The organism is Brevibacterium sp. LAARM3_SD1, from assembly GCF_057364765.1.
Window position 1 is genome coordinate 22,331 of the sequence record NZ_JBNFOL010000015.1, and the last position, 12,874, is coordinate 35,204.

Annotated in this window: 13 protein-coding genes and 1 pseudogene; 10 read left to right on the plus strand and 4 right to left on the minus strand. The window is 56.2% G+C overall.

Annotated features, from left to right (window positions below; genetic code table 11):
* Window positions 1-81: 81 nt before the first annotated feature.
* Complete coding sequence (locus AC2W7L_RS10185; protein ID WP_486004405.1) at window positions 82-1,146, plus strand: AI-2E family transporter; 1,065 nt, start codon at window positions 82-84, stop codon at window positions 1,144-1,146.
* Window positions 1,147-1,607: 461 nt separating this feature from the next.
* Here AC2W7L_RS10185 and AC2W7L_RS10190 read toward each other — a convergent pair whose 3' ends face one another.
* Complete coding sequence (locus tag AC2W7L_RS10190; RefSeq protein ID WP_486004366.1) at window positions 1,608-1,832, minus strand: hypothetical protein; 225 nt, start codon at window positions 1,830-1,832, stop codon at window positions 1,608-1,610.
* Between the two features lie 667 nt (window positions 1,833-2,499).
* On the opposite strand from AC2W7L_RS10190, the gene AC2W7L_RS10195 reads away from it, so the two are divergent.
* The 6 genes and pseudogenes from AC2W7L_RS10195 to AC2W7L_RS10220 all read left to right on the plus strand — a co-directional run bounded on the left by AC2W7L_RS10195 (window position 2,500) and on the right by AC2W7L_RS10220 (window position 9,258).
* The gene (locus AC2W7L_RS10195) at window positions 2,500-3,186 is read left to right on the plus strand and encodes a GAP family protein (RefSeq protein WP_486004367.1); all 687 of its coding nucleotides are present in this window, start codon (window positions 2,500-2,502) and stop codon (window positions 3,184-3,186) included.
* A 117-nt stretch (window positions 3,187-3,303) separates the two neighbouring features.
* On the plus strand, window positions 3,304-5,013 hold the full coding sequence (locus tag AC2W7L_RS10200; RefSeq protein WP_486004368.1) for a SulP family inorganic anion transporter: 1,710 nt from the start codon (window positions 3,304-3,306) through the stop codon (window positions 5,011-5,013).
* A gap of 39 nt (window positions 5,014-5,052) precedes the next feature.
* Complete coding sequence (locus AC2W7L_RS10205) at window positions 5,053-5,691, plus strand: GAP family protein (protein WP_486004369.1); 639 nt, start codon at window positions 5,053-5,055, stop codon at window positions 5,689-5,691.
* Window positions 5,692-5,844: 153 nt separating this feature from the next.
* Window positions 5,845-5,910 (plus strand): annotated as a pseudogene (locus AC2W7L_RS10210) (mechanosensitive ion channel family protein); the annotation flags it as partial.
* A gap of 9 nt (window positions 5,911-5,919) precedes the next feature.
* Window positions 5,920-6,621 carry a mechanosensitive ion channel family protein gene (locus AC2W7L_RS10215; RefSeq protein ID WP_423059377.1) on the plus strand — a complete coding sequence of 234 codons (702 nt, stop codon included), beginning with the start codon at window positions 5,920-5,922 and terminating at the stop codon, window positions 6,619-6,621.
* A 162-nt stretch (window positions 6,622-6,783) separates the two neighbouring features.
* Window positions 6,784-9,258 carry a LuxR C-terminal-related transcriptional regulator gene (locus AC2W7L_RS10220; RefSeq protein WP_486004370.1) on the plus strand — a complete coding sequence of 825 codons (2,475 nt, stop codon included), beginning with the start codon at window positions 6,784-6,786 and terminating at the stop codon, window positions 9,256-9,258.
* Window positions 9,259-9,267: 9 nt separating this feature from the next.
* Here the strand turns inward: AC2W7L_RS10220 and AC2W7L_RS10225 are convergent, their stop codons facing one another.
* The 3 genes from AC2W7L_RS10225 to AC2W7L_RS10235 are packed head-to-tail and all read right to left on the minus strand — an operon-like array spanning window position 9,268 to window position 10,115.
* Window positions 9,268-9,690, minus strand: coding sequence for a DUF6325 family protein (locus tag AC2W7L_RS10225; protein ID WP_486004371.1), 423 nt, complete (start codon window positions 9,688-9,690; stop codon window positions 9,268-9,270).
* 39 nt (window positions 9,691-9,729) lie between these two features.
* A complete protein-coding gene (locus AC2W7L_RS10230) occupies window positions 9,730-9,906 on the minus strand; it encodes a hypothetical protein (protein WP_486004372.1) in 177 nt (58 codons plus the stop codon).
* Window positions 9,907-9,923: 17 nt separating this feature from the next.
* Entirely contained in the window at window positions 9,924-10,115 is a 192-nt protein-coding gene (locus AC2W7L_RS10235; protein ID WP_486004406.1) for a PLDc N-terminal domain-containing protein, read from the minus strand.
* A 202-nt stretch (window positions 10,116-10,317) separates the two neighbouring features.
* On the opposite strand from AC2W7L_RS10235, the gene AC2W7L_RS10240 reads away from it, so the two are divergent.
* From AC2W7L_RS10240 to AC2W7L_RS10250, 3 genes are read left to right on the plus strand one after another with little or no spacing between them, the layout of a single operon-like run.
* On the plus strand, window positions 10,318-11,457 hold the full coding sequence (locus tag AC2W7L_RS10240) for an AI-2E family transporter (RefSeq protein WP_486004373.1): 1,140 nt from the start codon (window positions 10,318-10,320) through the stop codon (window positions 11,455-11,457).
* Window positions 11,458-11,479: 22 nt separating this feature from the next.
* The gene (locus AC2W7L_RS10245) at window positions 11,480-11,911 is read left to right on the plus strand and encodes a DUF6325 family protein (protein WP_486004374.1); all 432 of its coding nucleotides are present in this window, start codon (window positions 11,480-11,482) and stop codon (window positions 11,909-11,911) included.
* Window positions 11,901-12,242, plus strand: a complete 342-nt coding sequence (locus AC2W7L_RS10250; RefSeq protein WP_423059267.1) for an SHOCT domain-containing protein — start codon at window positions 11,901-11,903, stop codon at window positions 12,240-12,242. Before AC2W7L_RS10245 ends, AC2W7L_RS10250 begins: the two co-directional genes overlap by 11 nt.
* Window positions 12,243-12,874: the final 632 nt, after the last annotated feature.

Here is a 12,874-nt window from a genome sequence, read left to right on the forward strand (position 1 = left end):
CGACGGATCACCCCTAACAGGTGAATTCCTCGGAGGATCGGGCGCAGACGAGAAGCAGAAGCTTAAGCTGGGGCCGTGGACATGCCCAGACACGGAAAAGTGAACCGGCTTCTACCGCGCGAAACCTTAATCATCGTCACGGTGGCTGGCATCATTGTCGCGGCATTGGGATTGCGTGCCTTCGCTGACATCATCGCTCCCGGCCTGCTGGCTCTAATCCTTGTTATCGCTGTCCAGCCGTTGCGAGCCAAGGCACTCGCGCTGAAAGCTCCAGCATGGCTGGCCACTTTGCTCACATTGATCGCGCTCTATTCCATTGTGGCTGGCTTCACGCTCATGATTGTGCTCGCGGGCGGGCACTTCGTCACGGTGCTGAGCGACTACAAGCCCTACTTGCAGGAGCTTGTCGACGACGCTGGCTATGCCCTCGCTCGGACGGGAATTGGTTCAACACCAATCGAGTCTGCGCTGAGTTCAATCGACATCAGTAAGTGGATCGGATTTGCGACCAGCCTCATCGGTGGTGCCGCGGGACTGCTGTCCAGCGCCACGTTCATTGTGATCCTCCTGTTCTTCGTCGCTCTTGACGCTGGGTCATTCGTCGAGAAGCTGCGCTGGGTGCCCGCAAGCGGTTCCCGAATGGCATGCGCATTTGCCATCTTCGCCAAAGGCACCCGTGACTATTCTCAAGTGTCGACGCTGTTCGGCTTGATCATCGCTCTCATCGATGTCGCCGCGCTATACGCCCTTGACATTCCGGACCCGTGGATGTGGGGGATGCTCGCGTTCCTGACCAACTATATTCCGAACATCGGATTCATCATCGGCGTCATTCCGCCAACCTTGATCGCCCTCATGGAGCATGGGCCGGGTACTGCGCTGACAGTGGTGATCGTGTACTCAGTGGTCAACTTCGTCATCCAGACACTCATCCAACCGCGGATTGTTGGGAATCAAGTCGGGCTCTCTGGCACTGTCGCGTTCCTCTCACTCGTTTTCTGGGCAATGATCTTCGGCGGTATCGGAGCGGTGCTGGCAGTGCCGTTGACGCTCCTCGTCCGAGCGATCTTCATCGATGTCGTGCCCGAACGAGCGTGGATCTCACGCTTGATATCCAGTGACAATTCGGACGGGGGCCAGAAATGACCGATGACGAAGAACTCGTCCGACTGCGCACCGAGGTCGCAACCTTACGTTCTGCACTCGAGGCGCAGACGTCGTCAAGCACGACCGGCACGACTGCTGCCGAATCGAATCGGACCCGCCTGATCTTCGCCGGTATCCTCATTGCAATGGGCGCGGTGTTAGCGCCGATTTCCGTGGTGGCAATATGGGCACACGATGTAGTCGGTGACACTGACCGCTACGTGGAAACCGTGACACCGTTAAGCTCCAGCCCCGCAGTGAAGGCCGCGATCACCGATCGTGTTGCTGAGGTAATCATCGAGTCGTTGTCGGTTGACGAACTCGCCGCTTCAGCGCTTGGAGCCGTGGCGCAGCAAGATTTCGTACCGCCCAAAGCAGCACCATTGATACCAGGACTGGAAGCGCCCGTCGCTAGCGCCATTGGCAATTTTGTCCATGGAACGGTGGAGGAGGTTGTTGACTCAGAAGGTTTCGAACAGGCCTGGGTGGCGGCGAATCGAGAGGCCCATGAGCAAGTGGTTGCACTTTTGACGAACGAGAACAGCGAGGATATTGATGTTCCTGATGGCCAGGTGAGCATCAATATCGCAGGGTTCGTCGACGCAGCAAAGAACCTGCTGATCGACCGTGGATTCGAGATGGCCGAGCGGATCCCAGAGATCAACGCCAGTTTTGCTGTGTTCCACTCAGCTTCGTTGTACAAAGCGCAGACTGCGTTCAGTTTGCTCGACACCGGTGCCCGTGTCCTGCCCCTGCTGGCCTTGGCCTTTCTTTGTGGAGGTATTTTGGTGGCACCAAGTCGCCGAGTTGCGATACTCGGGACCGGAATCGCCGTCGCGGCGATGATGGTTGCCTTGGGTATTCTGCTGAACATCGTCAGGCCGTTCTACCTTCAAGCTGTTCCTGATGACGTGCTTCCCAACGCTGCGGCAGCAGTCGTCTTCGACCAATTCACACAGTTCCTCACAACCTCACTACGTGCTGTTGCTGTCATCGCTCTCGTCATTACCGTGGCAGCGTTTCTCCGCGCTGAACGCGGCGCTGGAAAGATGATCAGAATAGGAGCTGGGCGAGCAATAGTACGCGCCCGCGAAAGATTCAGCCTGTTTCGCGGCCCTGCCTCAAGGTTCATCACTCGCTACAGAAAGCTCGCTCGCACGGCTGTGATTGCCGCCTGTGCCATGGTCTACATTCTTCTTCCGCATCCGTCAGGAGCTAGCGCGCTGGCGATTGCGATTGCCATGGTGATTTGTTTGACAATAATCGAACTGTTCGTCGCCGGCCGTCCAGCTCTGGCCAATCCACGAGGTCAGACCGGTTCCGTGGCGGCGAACACATCAAAGGAGGCGCAAGATGACATCTTTGGCGACAGCTCTTGGAGACGTGCTCCCCACGGCTCTCGGCGTAGCACTGAGTCCATTGCCAATCATCGCAATAGTCCTCATATTGATGTCGACGAAAGCCGGACGCACTGGGCCCGCATTTGCCCTAGGGTGGGTGCTTGGTTTCACCGTCGTGGCAACTGTTGTTCTCGTCGTCGTGGGGTCCGGAGATGTTGTCTTCGACGACTCCGCATCGTCATTCCCATCAGCGATCAAGCTGGCACTTGGCATCGTCTTCGCCTTGTTGGCTGCCAATGTCTGGCGGAAACGCCCACGTGAAAATGCTCCTGCATCACAACCAGGATGGATGACCAAGCTCGACACTGCCAAACCATTGTTTGCGTTGTCGATCGGGGCATTGCTTTCAGGAGTCAATCCAAAGAATCTGGCACTGACGGTGACGGCTGCGATGGCGATTGCCACTGCAGAGTTACACCCGACGCAAGAAGTCGTGAGCCTGATAGTCTTTGTCGCTATCGGAAGCATCTCCATCGTTGGTCCAGTGGCCGCATATCTGTTTGTGGGAGAGCGCATGACTCCTGTCCTGCAGAAGTTGAAGCGGTTTATGGAACAGCACAACACGGCGATCATGTTAGTAGTTCTCTCGTTGCTTGCCCTATCCAATTTGGGCAAGGGCATCGGTGGTCTCATCGGATGATTGCTCGACGACTCCGTCGTGCATGTACCTGTTGCCGTCTCCGGTGGCGGTCGGACTGAGTTCCTTCCCACCCTTTCCGGGTGAAAACACCTCATTGACGGCGATTTCGGGCGCATAGTGGAGTTCGAAGACAGGGTTCAACTGTCAGTACAGGAGACCGTAGCTGTGCAAGCGCCACTCGTCGGAGTCACTAGAAAGAACATCGTTCGCGAACTGTCTGCGGGCATCACGCTCATTGCGATTGCGATCCCTCTCAACATCGGCTATTCCCAGATAGCGGGCCTGCCTGCAACAGCAGGGCTGTACGCGCTCGTCGTGCCCACCATTGTCTATGCCTTAATCGTCTCCAGCCGACAGCTCGTTGCGTCTCCGGATGCCGCTGCTGCCGCACTGGTGGCATCCAGCATTGGCGGACTCGCAGTCGCCGGCTCCGAGAACTATGCGGACATGGCATTGGCTCAAGCCATCATCAGTGGTGTCTTGCTCATTGCCATGTCAGTTCTGAAACTCGGATTTCTTGCAAACTTTCTGTCGAAACCAATCCTGGTCGGCTTCGTCGGCGGTCTTGCTCTTGACATACTCGTGTCCCAGTGCGCCAAGATGCTCGGAATCAAAATTGACTCTGGAGGCGAGTTCGTCGAGAAGCTCGCAGGGTTGATCACAGGATTGCCGGAAACCAATCTCGTCTCGCTGATGATCTCTGTAGGAGTTGTGCTGGTACTGATCGGCGGGCGTAAACTCCTCCCTCAGGTTCCCTGGGCACTGATCGCTATGATCATCACGACCGTCATCGTCGCACTCACGCACGCAGACCGGGCAGGAGTGTCGGTCCTTGGTCCTGTTCCTTCTGGTCCGCCGCCTTTAACGTGGCCACAGCTAGAGTGGCTCGATTGGCTGGCACTCGTCCCGTCGGCTATCGCGCTGACGATGGTCACGGCTGCTGAAGGGTTACTGGTGTCAAGGTCATATGGGGAGCGTCGCGGCTACCCGACGCAACCAGACCGAGACCTTCTAGCATTCGGCGTCGGCAATTGTGCAGCAGGATTGAGTGGAGCGTTCGTCATGGGGTCGTCGACGAGTCGTACCGCAGCAATGGACCAAGTCGGCTCTCGAACTCAGTTACCCTCGATAGTGCTCGCAGTCGGGACGCTCCTCCTCTTACTTTTCGGTACCTCGCTTCTGGCAGAGATTCCCTCCCCGACAATCGGCGCGATCGTGGGAGTTGCAGTCATTCCGTTGCTAGGCGTGCGGGACTTTATGTCTATCGCCAAGAAGGACCGGTTCGAACTCGCTATCGGCGCGGTCTGTTTCCTCGTGACGTTGCTCATCGGCTCGATACCAGGAATTCTGGTCGCGTTCGTCTTGGCTTTGATCAATCTCGCCAAACGTAGCGCTTCTCCGGCGATCGATGTTCTGGCCGCCAACGACAATCCGAGTGAATCACTCTTAGAATCGGCTCCGCGCGGACAGGTGACTGCTCCTGGAGTCATCGTCATTCGAATGGCTGCCCCCATCTTCTTCGCCAACAGCAACGAATTCTCCCAGGCAGTAAAGGGCGCGGTCACTGCGGCCAAACAGAACGGTGATCACGTGCATTCAGTCGTCATCGACATGGAAGCAGTCACTGACGTCGATGTCACGGCCGCAGAGTCGATGGAAACTCTGCGTGAGTGGCTTGACCATAATGATCTCCGGCTGGCTTTCAGCCGAGTCCGAGACAATGCCAAACCACGGTTACACCGCATGGGAATCCTGCGTGGAAGCGATGCTATTTATGACACGAACCGCGCTGCAGTATCCTCGGTTTCGAACTCTGACCCAGCGTGAGTTGCGACGATGTTTGCCCTCATAGGGTCACTGCTACCGATGGTCTTCGGAATTGTGATCAGTCCGATTCCGATCATGGCTGTTGCCATCATTCTCTTGTCTCCGCAAGCGAAAAGCGCGGGAATCGGTTTCGCATTCGGATGGATCGTCGGAGTCTCAGCGGTTGTCGCTGTATTCTGCTCTCTTTCATCCGTTGCTCCAGAGCTTCCAGCAGACACCGGACTCGTTCGAAGCGGCATCGATATTGTGCTCGGAGTCGCATTGGTCGGCGTAGCACTTCGACAATGGCGATTGAGGCCGAGCAAGAACGAGAGCGGCTCCTTACCTGGTTGGTTGGCAAAGGTGACGAGCATGCATTGGGGCGGAGCCTTGTTGTTAGGTGTCGCTCTGTCTGCTTTCAATCCCGAGAATCTCCTCATGGCCGCCAGCGCAGGCGTCTTAATCGGAGCGGAAGACCTGGATCTGATGTCGCAGGTGGGCACTATCGTCGTATTCTCAGTGCTTTCAGCGTCCTCGGTCGTGGTCCCCGTCATTGGCTACTTCACAGCAAGGGAGTTTCTGGCACCGCGACTACAAGCAATACGTGACTGGCTTGCCCGTGAGAATACAGTGATTATGGCCGTACTATTGGCGACCATTGGACTGGTCGTCTTAGGCAGGGGCTTCGCGTATCTCTAGGGCCGGTACAGAACAGATTGTTCATCACATCTCGTTGGCTCGACTGGGAGGTCAGTTAGACATGCACATCGTCGGGCTTGCACCCGAAGAGGAACCATCATGGACCTAACTTCGCTCCTTCCTGACTCGATCACGTGGGTACGCATACTTCTCATGATCGTAGTTCTTGTTGTCGGTTGGATACTTTCCCGACTATCGCGCCGCGGTGTCACTCGATTACTGCGACGTTTGAGCGGCATCACGCCCACGATGGTGACGGTGATCGCACGGCTGACCGGATACACGATTATCCTTGTCGCTGTCGGAATCGCCTTGGCGCTTCTAGGAGCTGACATCCAACCGCTGCTTGCTGTCGTCATCGTCGTCGGCGTCGTTCTCATCCTTGTTCTTCGAGGCGCTTCAGAGAACTTCGCGGCAGGGGTCCTCATCCAATCTCGTCGCACGCTCGATGTTGGTGACGAAGTGCAGATAGACAGTCCGGCAGGTGCTGTGGTCGGCCGAGTCCTTGAACTCAACGCACGGGCAGTCGTCGTCCTCAGCAGGGATGGTCGGACGATACATGTACCGAATGCCAAAATTCTCTCCGACTCTGTTGTGAATCACTCCCGGCATGGTTGTCGGCGAAGCAGCGTTCAGATCCGCTTGCAGGTGTCGCGGAACTATCTCGAATCCACGATTCGTTCCATTGGAGCCGCCATTGATTCAGCTCCTGGAGTCGTCACCACGGCTCCATCTCGGATCCTTATCGTGACAATGTCGCCGAGCAAGGTGACGCTTGAGGGACAATTCTGGCACCGCCCAACCGAAGATGTGACTGTTAAATCAGCGGTCGTGAAGTCTGTCTTTGCCGAGCTTGATTCACAGGGTTACATGGCGACAGTCACTAGTGAGCCGGGAGAGCCACCGTTGGTTCCCCCTGAAGCAATTTAGAGCTCAGTCGGCAAGTATCCTGCTCTCTCTCAAACTATTCACAAAAACCGTTGCGCCAGTTATTGTGAAATTGTGGCTTCATTCAACGTCGATGCACTTCACGTAGGTCGGGGGCAACAAACTGCACCCGGTGAAAATTGTGGAGTTTCGGGACGAGAACGAGTGGCCGAAATTATCGAGAGTTGCGTTCATGCGAACCGAGTAACGGTAGTCTCTGCTCCCAGCGGGTTTGGGAAAACAACGGAGGTAGAGCATTGGGCTTCAAAATACTCCGCAGACGCTATTTGGCTGACACTCGGGCGATTCGATAGCGACGTAAGATCTCTTGACCGACATTTGCTACGAGTATTGCAGACCCATTTTCCTCACGATACCTTCCTGGACGACTCTGACTTCCATGATCCAGCCCGCGCCTACCGTGCGGTCTACCAATACTTCGAAACGACCCGCCGACCACTGATTCTCATCATCGATGATGCGCATCGAGCGCTCGGGGCAATCAATGATGGCATCGTCGGCGCACTCATCGAGGATGCCCCCGAAGCACTGCGTATGATTGTCATCGGCACGACATACTTGGATTTGGCGTTCTCACGACTACTTCTTTACCAGCCAGAGACCAAAATCGACTCCAGAATCCTGGGATTCACCGAACTTGAAATCCGAAACCTCGTCGCAACGTCTGGTTCGACGTTGACGCCGACTGAAATATACGCACACACTCAGGGATGGCCGATCGCTGTTCGGCTACTTGCTTTCACTGGTGCACCTCCAGGTGAGGGCGTCACTATCCAGAACGTGGAGATCAGTGAGCAGCTCGGCGACTATATCGAACGTCATGTGTTGGCGACACTGTCATCAGAAACTGCCTTACTTCTTTTAGAGATGACCGTGTGCGAAGAGCTGACGTCACAGATTGCTGAGGCGATCACCGGCAGCCCCGGCGCTGGCCGGACACTAGCGGAGTGCGCCCAGCGAGGGCTATTCCTCACCCAGCGATATTGCGGATCTACTGTCTACTACCGTTGGAACACTGTGTTCGCCCACCAGTGTCGCCTGATTTTGAAGAGAACTGATCCAGTCAAGTTGGCTGAATTGCACCTCCGGGCGGCTGAAGTCCTCGAAGTCGACCAACCTCTGCACGCAGTGGAGCACGCGCTGTCTGCCGGCTCTGCATCGAGAGCCTCCGATATACTTCTGCGCCACTGGCTTGGCCTGATCGTCGGCAACGATGCTGCGGCGGTCGAGAGAATCTGCGCCATGTTCCCCAACCCTCATTCCGACGATCCCCGAGTGCTATTGGTCCGCGCATGCGCGCAGGAAGTGATGGGCGAGCACGCGCTGTCTCGAAGCCTGTTTGCACGCGCGACAAATCTCTTACGATATGACCATGGTTTAGTGGGCAGCAACGAGACTCTCCTGCTCGCCAGACTTCTCTTGGTCGACGACATAGAGTCAAGCGCACAGTCGAGCGACGAGATTCGGCACCTCTTAGAGACTTCGGAGATCCTGACCACGGTCGATCGAGCCTCTCTTCTCTACTTAGTGGGGTGGACTGAACTGCGCCATCGTTCGAATCCTGATCTGATCGAAGAGTACTTGGCCATGGCAGCGCGGGACGCTCAAGCGAGTCACGACCAGCCGCTTCGTCGAAAGGCACTGGGGCAACTCGTTCTGGCTCACGCGTGGGCAGGCCACCACCAGCAAGCCCTCCAGGCTGCGGACGAAGCAGACCAAGACGTTCCGAAGACAGTCACCCCTTGGGACTCTTACGCCGGTGGGGGGCTGCTACTCGGGCGTGGGTGGGTAGAGTATTGGTCCGCAGACGCAGATGCCGCCTACGAGTCGTTTCTCAGCGTCATCAAATCCGACGAGTCAAGAACGACTTTCGGGAGCTCCGCTCGGATGATGCTTGCGGCTGCTGCTGCCTCATCTCGCAATCCGCGCTTTTGCCGACGCGCCGCGTCCGAACTCCACTCCATAACAACTGAAAAGACACAAGAGGTACGGTGGGGCGCGCTGAAGGAGTGCGGCGTTGCGATGCTCGAAGAAGCTGCGGGACACAGGAAACGTGCAATGGCCATCGCCCAGTCTCATGTAGGAACGCCTGAGCTTCCGTTCGTTACCATTCTTTTGGCAGCGATATTACGTCGTGGCGGTGACTTGACTGGAGCGATCCGTCTCTTGCGCAGCCAGCCAGAATACGAAGAGACGTCATATCTTTCAGTGACATCACGAATATCACTTGCTCTGTTTCAGGCCGGGAATGGGAAACGCGAGCTCGCCCACGAATGGTGTGAGGCCGCGCTCGAAGTGGCAGCTGCGGAGAATATCCGGTTGCCTTTCTGCGACGGTGATCTTTCTGTACGCCAGTTGCTGGCAGCCCACGTACTCCGCTATCCGACTCACGAGACGTTCATTGCGGACTGCCTTGCGTTCAACCGAGATGAACAGTCCGTCTGCCCGTTGTCTGAGCGCGAACACGATGTATTCGTTCTGATGCAGACGGCGATGACATTGAGCGAGATCGCGGAGGAACTGCAGTTGTCGATCAACACGATCAAGAGCCATCAGCGCTCGATCTATCAGAAGCTCGATGTCACGTCCAGACGAGAAGTTCGTCAAGTTCGGCTGTGATGCTGTCGTTCACGAAGAATTGTGAAGATCCAGGACAGCATTGAGGACTGGTGCAGGAATCGGCTCGATCGACTCAACGACTCCACCGGAGTTGAAATTGTCCTGTGAGAGTTTCGTGAGCCAGGGCTGCTCGAACAACGCAACGATCAAATGGGTACTGTCGGCAGTTCGCGCAGCAAGTTGACGAACATCGTCGATGCCGATCAGGCCGGGGACTAACGGAGATAGCCCGGCCAATCGAACTGCTGTCGATGAGGCTTCTTGACACCACAATTCACCGTCGGGCAACACGTCCACGAAAACGAGATCGAGCAGTCGAACATGGCCTTCAGCGATAGGAGTTCCAAAGGCCTCGAGCACGGCCCCCTCAGCAGAGCTCGAACTTACACTGGCCATCACGATGACTGAAGGCCCAAGACGGAGAGGTTCCATCACTGCCATTTTCACCACGCCCAGACTGAACGGCGAGGGTTAACCCAGAGCCTTCGCCTTGATCTGGTGAAACTCTTCGGAGGTGATTCTGCCCGATTCCAGCAACGCCGTGGCCTTCTCGATTTCATCAGCGGGAGAATTCCCGGCTGCCTGGCGGATATAGGCGTTGGCGGCTTCCGCGGCACGTTGAGCGTCCGCGTCTCGGCGGTCGGCCATGCTGTTGCCCCGAAAGATCAGGTAGACGAGCGCGTGATGAACGGAACCAACAACAGAAAGAGTACCCAGAGTGCTTTGTCCCAGCCGCTGAGTGAGCGATCGCGAAAAATGTCGGTGATGATGCTGAAGAGAGCCATTAAGTACGCGATGAACACAAACGCGAGAAAGAACCACCAGATGATTGACCAGAAATTGCTCCAGAATTCCATCACGTAACTCCTTATAACGGCTCAGCAAAGCCCTGTTGGCCCAACTTCGATGCTCATCACATTATCGGGAGGATATTGGCGACTGCATCTTGATCGCCCAGAGAAGGTGAGGTCGAAGATGATCGCTGTTGCCTTCTGCCGGCATCATCCGTTCCGGGCTACCCGCTGCCGTCATTGCGCTTGGCGACTGTAGATTGCGAGCATGTCACGCAGTCCTGTAGGCCGATTCAACGGCAGCCGTCGACATCGAGGCGCTCTTCTTCATCCGGTGAGGTCCGGGTTTGCCGTAGCTGTTGGGGTGATACTCGCAATTGCGCTGACGGCGGTCTTGTATCTTTTGTCATCCGTTCTCGTCTTGCTGGTATTAGCATTGTTCCTCGGTCTCGGCCTCGACCCGGTGGTACGTCGTTTGCAAGGGTTCGGCCTGAGCCGGGTATGGAGTGTCTGTTTAGTTGCATTCTTGTTTGTGGTGTTGGTTGCCGGGATCCTCATCTTCATCGTGCCGGCCACCATTCAACAGATTAAACATCTGATCGACGCGGCACCGGAAACGATAGAGTCGTTAACGCAAACTTCGTGGTTTCGCGCAGTACAGACGACTGTGGGCAGTAACGGTGACGACACGGCAAACCGGATCTGGACCTCGATCTTTGATCTTTCGTCATTCTTGACCGTTTCAGGTGGGGTACTGAAAGCTGGACTGAGCACTCTCGGCGCTATTTCGAACGCCGTCATCGTCATCGTCTTGACCTTGTACTTCGTGGTGTCGTTCGATTCTTTCAAGCAAGCGCTCGTCTCGCTGCTTCCGAAATACAAGCGTGCAAGGTTTTCGGCCCTCACTGACGAGGTCACTGCGTCAGTCGGCGGAGTCGTGGCGGGAGGAGTCACTCTCTCAACTATCAACGCATTGGTGGTCTTCGCGATCAATATAGTGCTAGGGTCACCCATCGCCGTCCTCATGATGCTCGTCGCGTTCTTCGTCACATTGGTGCCGCTGATGGGATCTCTTCTTTTCCTCGTCATCGGTTCATTGGCATCGCTGGTCATCAGTCCCACTGCATGCCTCGTTTTTGCGGTGACATATCTGATCTACATCCAGATCGAAGCCTATGCCGTGACCCCCAAGATCATGGGCCGGGCTGTAGCCGTTCCTGGAGTTCTCGTCATCATCGGCGCAATTGCCGGAGCCACGCTGATGGGACTGCTTGGTGCGCTCGTCGCTATTCCGATTACCGCATCCGTCTTGATTATTCTGCGGCAAGTCGTGATCCCTGCCCAGGACGCCAAATCGTCACCGACAGAAACCTCAAAGAGACGCTGGATGGTCAAGACGTACTCATGAAAGATCAGGAAAGGAAATCACCATGACAGAATTTCGCTACGGCCCCGTCGAGCTGTACCTTGTCGAGCTTGACGGGAATCGACCGGAGTCCGAAACTATCGCCGCTCTCAAACAGATGGTGGCATCTGGAACCGTACGGGTCCTCGATATCCTCCTCGTGTCACGAGACGAGGACGGAGAACTCACCACGATCGAGACCGCACAGGAGATGACGAATCTTGGTCTCACCGACGGAGAGCCTCTTGCACCTGGACTGACCGGAGAAGCAGACGTATCAGCGCTGGCCGAGTACATCCCTCTGGGAAGAACGGCATTCCTCGTAGCTCTGGAACTGACTTATCAGCGCGAGCTGTCCGAAAGACTGGCCGAGTCCGGGAGCCGCGTACTGCGCACGGAACGAATTCCAGCCCCGATCGTGAATGCAATGGTCGATGTACTCATGGATGAAAGTTGAGGAAGAAGAAATGCCAATGATTCGCCGATTCGGCCGCCCTGGACTGCTCGGGCTCGCTGCACGTACAGCCGTTGTTGCTGGAACTGCGGGAGCCGTTTCAGGAGCGATGAACAACGCCAGGCAGAGAAGAGCGCAAGCGGACTATGAACGAGAACAATATGAGATAGCAGCACATCACGCTCAACAGAGCATCAATAATCCCGACGCTGTCTCGTCCCATACGCCAGACGATAGCGTTATCGGAAAGATTCAACAGCTCTCATCACTTCACGACTCCGGCGCTCTCACCGACGAGGAGTTCTCTGCGGCTAAAGCCCGCATACTCGGGTGAGCCATTTAAACAAGTCTGGCGGCTCTGCTTTGCCCGCAGAGCTGCCAGACGTCATAGAGAAACGGACGGATGTTGGTGATTCCGCAGTAGCGGCGGGCGGTTCGTCCGTTGGCATCGGTTTCGAAGGGCGCTATTGAACGACTGCTGGTCGCAGTCGGGGAGCCGGACGATGCTTCTTCGACGGGGCCATAGTTGAACCTATCTGGGGCCACACTGATCCCGTTGGAGTGACTCGGGCAACCTTCAACCTCGTCGCGGGAGAATCAGCGAACTCGGTATGAGGAAACTTCCTGGCGCATGGCGCTTACACCTGCAGGAGAGTGTCGAGGGTCGTCGTTTGTGACTTCGGGGCAGTGGATCCTTTGAAGCGCCTAGACACTCTGCAAAGAACAGCCGCACAATGCCTATCGTGGCGTTGCGCTCATTGACTGCTGAACTCACAATTTGGAGGGCCAACACGTGTGGTACGGCGATCGGTTCGTAGGGGACAGGCCGGTGTTGAGTCAGCGGAGGGGTCTCAGGGGCGCGAACGTTCTGAACTGTGATTGGGCGTGTGTTCGATAGCGACATTCTAAGGAGACCCAAACAAGTGCAGCGATGCGCTATCAGCGGTTGGCCGATGGCCGGCGTGG

Coding starts and splice junctions, on each gene's coding strand:
- AC2W7L_RS10185 (WP_486004405.1), top strand. CDS start 82: ATGCCCAGACACGGAAAAGTGAACCGGCTTCTACCGCGCGAAACCTTA.
- AC2W7L_RS10195 (WP_486004367.1), top strand. CDS start 2,500: ATGACATCTTTGGCGACAGCTCTTGGAGACGTGCTCCCCACGGCTCTC.
- AC2W7L_RS10205 (WP_486004369.1), top strand. CDS start 5,053: ATGGTCTTCGGAATTGTGATCAGTCCGATTCCGATCATGGCTGTTGCC.
- AC2W7L_RS10225 (WP_486004371.1), bottom strand. CDS start 9,690: ATGGAACCTCTCCGTCTTGGGCCTTCAGTCATCGTGATGGCCAGTGTA.
- AC2W7L_RS10230 (WP_486004372.1), bottom strand. CDS start 9,906: ATGGCCGACCGCCGAGACGCGGACGCTCAACGTGCCGCGGAAGCCGCC.
- AC2W7L_RS10235 (WP_486004406.1), bottom strand. CDS start 10,115: ATGGAATTCTGGAGCAATTTCTGGTCAATCATCTGGTGGTTCTTTCTC.
- AC2W7L_RS10240 (WP_486004373.1), top strand. CDS start 10,318: ATGTCACGCAGTCCTGTAGGCCGATTCAACGGCAGCCGTCGACATCGA.
- AC2W7L_RS10245 (WP_486004374.1), top strand. CDS start 11,480: ATGACAGAATTTCGCTACGGCCCCGTCGAGCTGTACCTTGTCGAGCTT.
- AC2W7L_RS10250 (WP_423059267.1), top strand. CDS start 11,901: ATGAAAGTTGAGGAAGAAGAAATGCCAATGATTCGCCGATTCGGCCGC.